Below are 4762 nucleotides of genomic sequence, written 5' to 3' on the forward strand. Positions count from 1 at the left end.
GGATAAACATATTCAGTCTGCATTAGACCAATCGTCTGATCATGACCAAGATAATGCCCTGCCCCGCCCATACAAACATCTTTCATAACATCAACGCCCAATGTCGCTTCATTGACTTCGATACCACGAACACAGCGCAGGCATTGTCCGATCATGTCATTATCAATGATCAGGCTTTCAAGGCAAAAGCCAAGTAATGACGCATGCATTCCTGCGGCTTCATAGACCATGTTCAGGCCGGAAAGACCAGCCATGACCAGCGTACTGCCTTTTTCATAACCAGATTGTGCATCTGGCATTTTGGCATCAGCCATGCCCGATGCGGCACCACCTGGTAGATCAAAATGCTGAAGCATCTGGGAACAGGCGGCTGTCAACAACCCCTGTTCGCCTGACCCGCCCGACATAGCGCCAGTCCGCAAATCAGATACAAATGGCCAGGTACCCACGATACAGGGATGTCCTGGCACCATCGCATTGACATAGACCAAACCAGCAATCACTTCGGCAAGTGCTTGCGCCACAGCACCTGCAATGCTGGCGGGTGCTGTCGCGCCGGCCTGACCTGCCGATAACAGCAAGACTGGCATACCCATATGAACAGCTTCTTCCATCACCAGACAGGACTCGGTCGCAAACCGCAAAGGCGGCACGACAAAACAGTTACTGTTAGACACAAACGGCCGCGCACGCCATTTATCTTCGCCACCTGCAACCATATGCAGCATATCAATCGCTGGCTTCATGAATGGCGCTTCGGTAAAGCTACACCCAACATGTTTGGTGGTGCCCTTTATCGCCGCATAGACAGTGTTAAAATCCAGATCAGCTGGATCGGGAATATCGCGCGCCACCATCGGACGCTGAAAGAAATGAATATTTTCCATATGCTCGACAATACGCGCGGCGTCATAAATATCGGCTAGATAGGATTCGCGATAACAATTATTTTGCACATCAACGACATGAACAGCGGCACCGGCGGTGCCAAAATGAACGCGTGACCCCGACAAAAGCATGTCATGCTTTTCATCTTGTCCATGAATTGTGATATGACGGGCGGCCTTGGCAAGTGTATCTTCGACAAGCGCCCGCGGAAAACGGACACGACCATCGTCACCCGCGATAGCCCCTGCATCCGTCATATATCTCACACCGCTTTCAGGTGCCTGACTAAGACCGATTTCATCAAGAATTTGATAGACTGTATCTTCGATTGCCTTGACCGAGGCATCGCTTAACGGCTTAAACGTCCCCCCAGATAAACCAGGGCGAACCGGACGTAATTCGTCAGCAAGCGGGGCCGCACGTACTGAACGACGCGCTTCTCGGCCACCACTCCGGCGGGTGGATTGTGGAATAGGTCTATTCTGCCGCATCGATTCTTCCTTTCTATTTATCTTAACTTAGCTCCACTACATTCTTACCTGCTCAGATTTTGGATCATACATCGGCTTAAAGCTGACATCGGCATCCACCTTTTGACCAGCAACGTCGATTTGATAATGTGATTGCAACTGGGTTTCGGCTGTTTCACCAGCATCAGAACAAGCAACATAGCCAAGACCAATCGCCCCGCCAAGATGATGCCCATAATTACCGCTGGTCAAAAAGCCAATGACCTCGCCATCGCGCAAAATCGCTTCATTATGATAGAGAAGCGGTTCTGGATCTTTCAGGCGGAATTGCATCAACCGCCGATCAAGCCCTTCATTGCGCTTTGCCTTTACACCATCAGACCCGATCATATTGCCAAATTTTGATGTCGGTTTGGTTTCCTTGACAGCAAAGCCCAGCCCCGCTTCAAGTACATGATCCTCATTTGAAATATCATGTCCAAAATGCCGAAATGCCTTTTCTATGCGGCAACTATCAAGCGCATGCAAACCGCATAGCTGCAACGGATGTTCTTTGGCGCGCGCCGTGATTGCATCAAAGACATGGTTCGACATATCCGCCGAGATATAAAGTTCCCAGCCAAGTTCGCCCACATAGGTCACACGATGCGCACGGGCAACACCATAACCAATCTCGATATCCTGCATCGTGCCAAAGGCAAAATCTTCATTCGCCAGACTTTGCGGAATCAAGGGTTGCAGAAAATCACGCGCTTCAGGCCCCATGACAACAAGCACAGACTCGGACGCGGTGACATCAATCGCTATCGCGTGCGCACCATCGGGGATATGTCCATTAATCCAATGCAGATCACGACGTATTGTTGCAGCTGGGGTTACAATAAGAAATTCATCCGATGATAGCCGGGTAATCGTTACATCAGCTTCAATGTGACCAGCCTCATTTAAAAATTGCGTATAAACTATCTTGCCTGGCGCAACAGCGACATCGTTTGCGGCAATGATTTGCAAAACAGCTTCGGCATCCTTGCCAACCATTTTGATTTTGCCAAAGCTGGACATGTCAAACATACCTACTTTTTTCCGAACTGCCCTATGCTCGGTAGCACTATAGTCAAACCAGTTTTGCCGCTTCCAGCTATATTCATAAGCAGGCGCTATACCTTTGGCGATTTCAGATTGCGGCAGGAACCAGTTCGCGCGTTCCCATCCACTTGTCTCGCCAAAACAAGCACCAGCCGTTTTCAGCCGGTCATGTAAAGGTGACTGGCGAACATCGCGGGCGCTTTCAACCTGACGATAGGGAAAATGGTCGGCATATAACAGACCAAGGGTTTCCGAAACACGGGTTTTTAGATAGGTACGGTTCGCCTGAAACGGCATCATTCGGCGAATATCGACATCCCATAAATCCATCGGGGCGTTGCCCGTATCCATCCATTCAGCCAGCGCCATACCAGCGCCACCTGCGGACTGGATGCCCACAGAATTAAAGCCCGCCGCAACAAAGAAGTTCTTTAGTTCGGGTGCTTCCCCCAAGATATAGCGATCATCCGGTGTAAAGCTTTCCGGCCCGTTAAAGAATGTCTGAATACCTGCTGTTGCCAGTGCTGGCAATCGTTCAACCGCGCGTTCAAGAATAGGTTCAAAATGGTCAAAATCTTCGGGTAATGAGTCAAATTCAAAATCTTCAGGGATTCCGTCCATGCCCCATGGTTTGGAATTTGGTTCAAATGCGCCAAGCAACATCTTGCCCGCATCTTCTTTATAATAAGCACATTCATCCGGCACCCGCAGAACAGGCAGATTCGGGGTTAATCCCTCAATCGCCTCAGTTACGATATAAAAATGCTCACACGCATGAAGCGGTACCGCAACGCCAGCCATAGCGCCAATTTCACGTGCCCACATGCCCCCCGCATTAACCACGTAATCTGCACTTATTGGCCCCTCATTTGTCATCACACCACTGACGCGCCCATCCGCCTGATTAATCGCGGTTACCTTGACACCCTGAATGATTTTGACGCCAAAATTACGTGCGCCTTTGGCCAGTGCCTGCGTAATATTGACCGGGTCAGCCTGCCCGTCTTTTGGCAACCATACCCCGCCAACTACGTTATCAAGAGAAAGACCCGGATAACGTTTGGTGATGTCATCGGGCAAAATCTCATCGACCTCGACACCAAACGCCCGCGCCATCGCTGCCGAACGTCGCAGTTCTTCCATCCGTTCATCTGTCAGCGCAACAGTGATTGACCCGTTACGCTTAAAGCCAGTGGCAACGCCCGTTTCCTGTTCCAGATCAAAATATAGTTCCTGCGAATATTTTGCCAGACGCGTCATGTTCTGGGTGGCACGAAGCTGGGCAATCAGACCTGCGGCATGCCAGGTCGTTCCACAGGTAAGCTGCTTGCGTTCAAGCAGAATCACATCCTTCCAGCCAAGCTTGCCAAGGTGATACGCAATCGAACAACCGATGACACCGCCACCAATGATGACAGCACGTGCATGTGACGGAATGGTCATGATTACACCTTTAACTTTGCATTAGATGGATCATAAAGAGCATGACCATCGACAATCTGCGCATGACGGATACGCCCAAGCACATCAACTGCAACGACTGCATCGTCAACCAGCGCGGCTTCATCAATCACCGCCATAGCTATCGATGCCCCTATCCGATGTCCGTAACCAGCCGACACAATTAATCCGGCAGGCGCGTCATTCACCAAAACAGTGCTTAGATAGACAGCTTCGCCAAAAGGTTCGCCATCATCCGGATCATCAACAGTCAACGTCACAAAGCGGCGCTTTGCTCCGGCCTGATGCTCGGCCATCAACGCTGCCTTGCCAGTAAAATCATCCTTGCCGAAATTGACCCAACGTTCGAGACCGCTTTCCAGCATGGTATAATCAGACGTCAGATCGGATTTCCATGACCGATAGCCTTTTTCAAGTCGCATCGAGTCAAGTGCCAACATACCGAAATGTCCAAGTTGATGCGCATCACCCTGTGCAATAATGGCGTCATAAACTGTGACAACATCTTGCATCGGGCAATGTAATTCCCATCCGGCCTCGCCAGCAAAGGATACACGTATAGCGGTGGTTTCAACGCCAGCGATCATAATTTTCTGGAATGTTAGCCACGGAAATGCACCTGACGCCACATCAATATCAACCACATCAGCAAGCAAAGCAGGTGCCTTTGGTCCAGTGACAAGCAAGGTGGCAAAATCACGCGTCATGTCACTAATTGAAATCACACCATCTGCTGGCAAGGCAAAAGACAGCAAATCAAAATCATGCCAGTAAGCCCCCGCCCCCGTCATCAGCATGAATTCATCATCACCAAGACAGGTCGCAGTCATTTCAGTCAGAATACGCCCCTTTGGCGA

Annotated in this window: 3 protein-coding genes; all 3 read right to left on the reverse strand. The window is 50.2% G+C overall.

Translation table 11 applies throughout. The features are described 5' to 3' along the window. Positions 1-1379 (reverse strand): trimethylamine methyltransferase family protein (locus ABNT28_RS10095; protein ID WP_332923130.1); only part of this gene is annotated, 1379 nt, incomplete at its 3' end. A gap of 36 nt (positions 1380-1415) precedes the next feature. After that, a complete protein-coding gene (locus ABNT28_RS10100; RefSeq protein ID WP_332923129.1) occupies positions 1416-3887 on the reverse strand; it encodes an FAD-dependent oxidoreductase in 2472 nt (823 codons plus the stop codon). A 2-nt stretch (positions 3888-3889) separates the two neighbouring features. Next, positions 3890-4762 (reverse strand): aminomethyltransferase family protein (locus tag ABNT28_RS10105; protein ID WP_348721518.1); only part of this gene is annotated, 873 nt, incomplete at its 5' end.

This window comes from uncultured Candidatus Puniceispirillum sp., from assembly GCF_963979125.1.
Classification (GTDB): Bacteria; Pseudomonadota; Alphaproteobacteria; order Puniceispirillales; family Puniceispirillaceae; genus Puniceispirillum.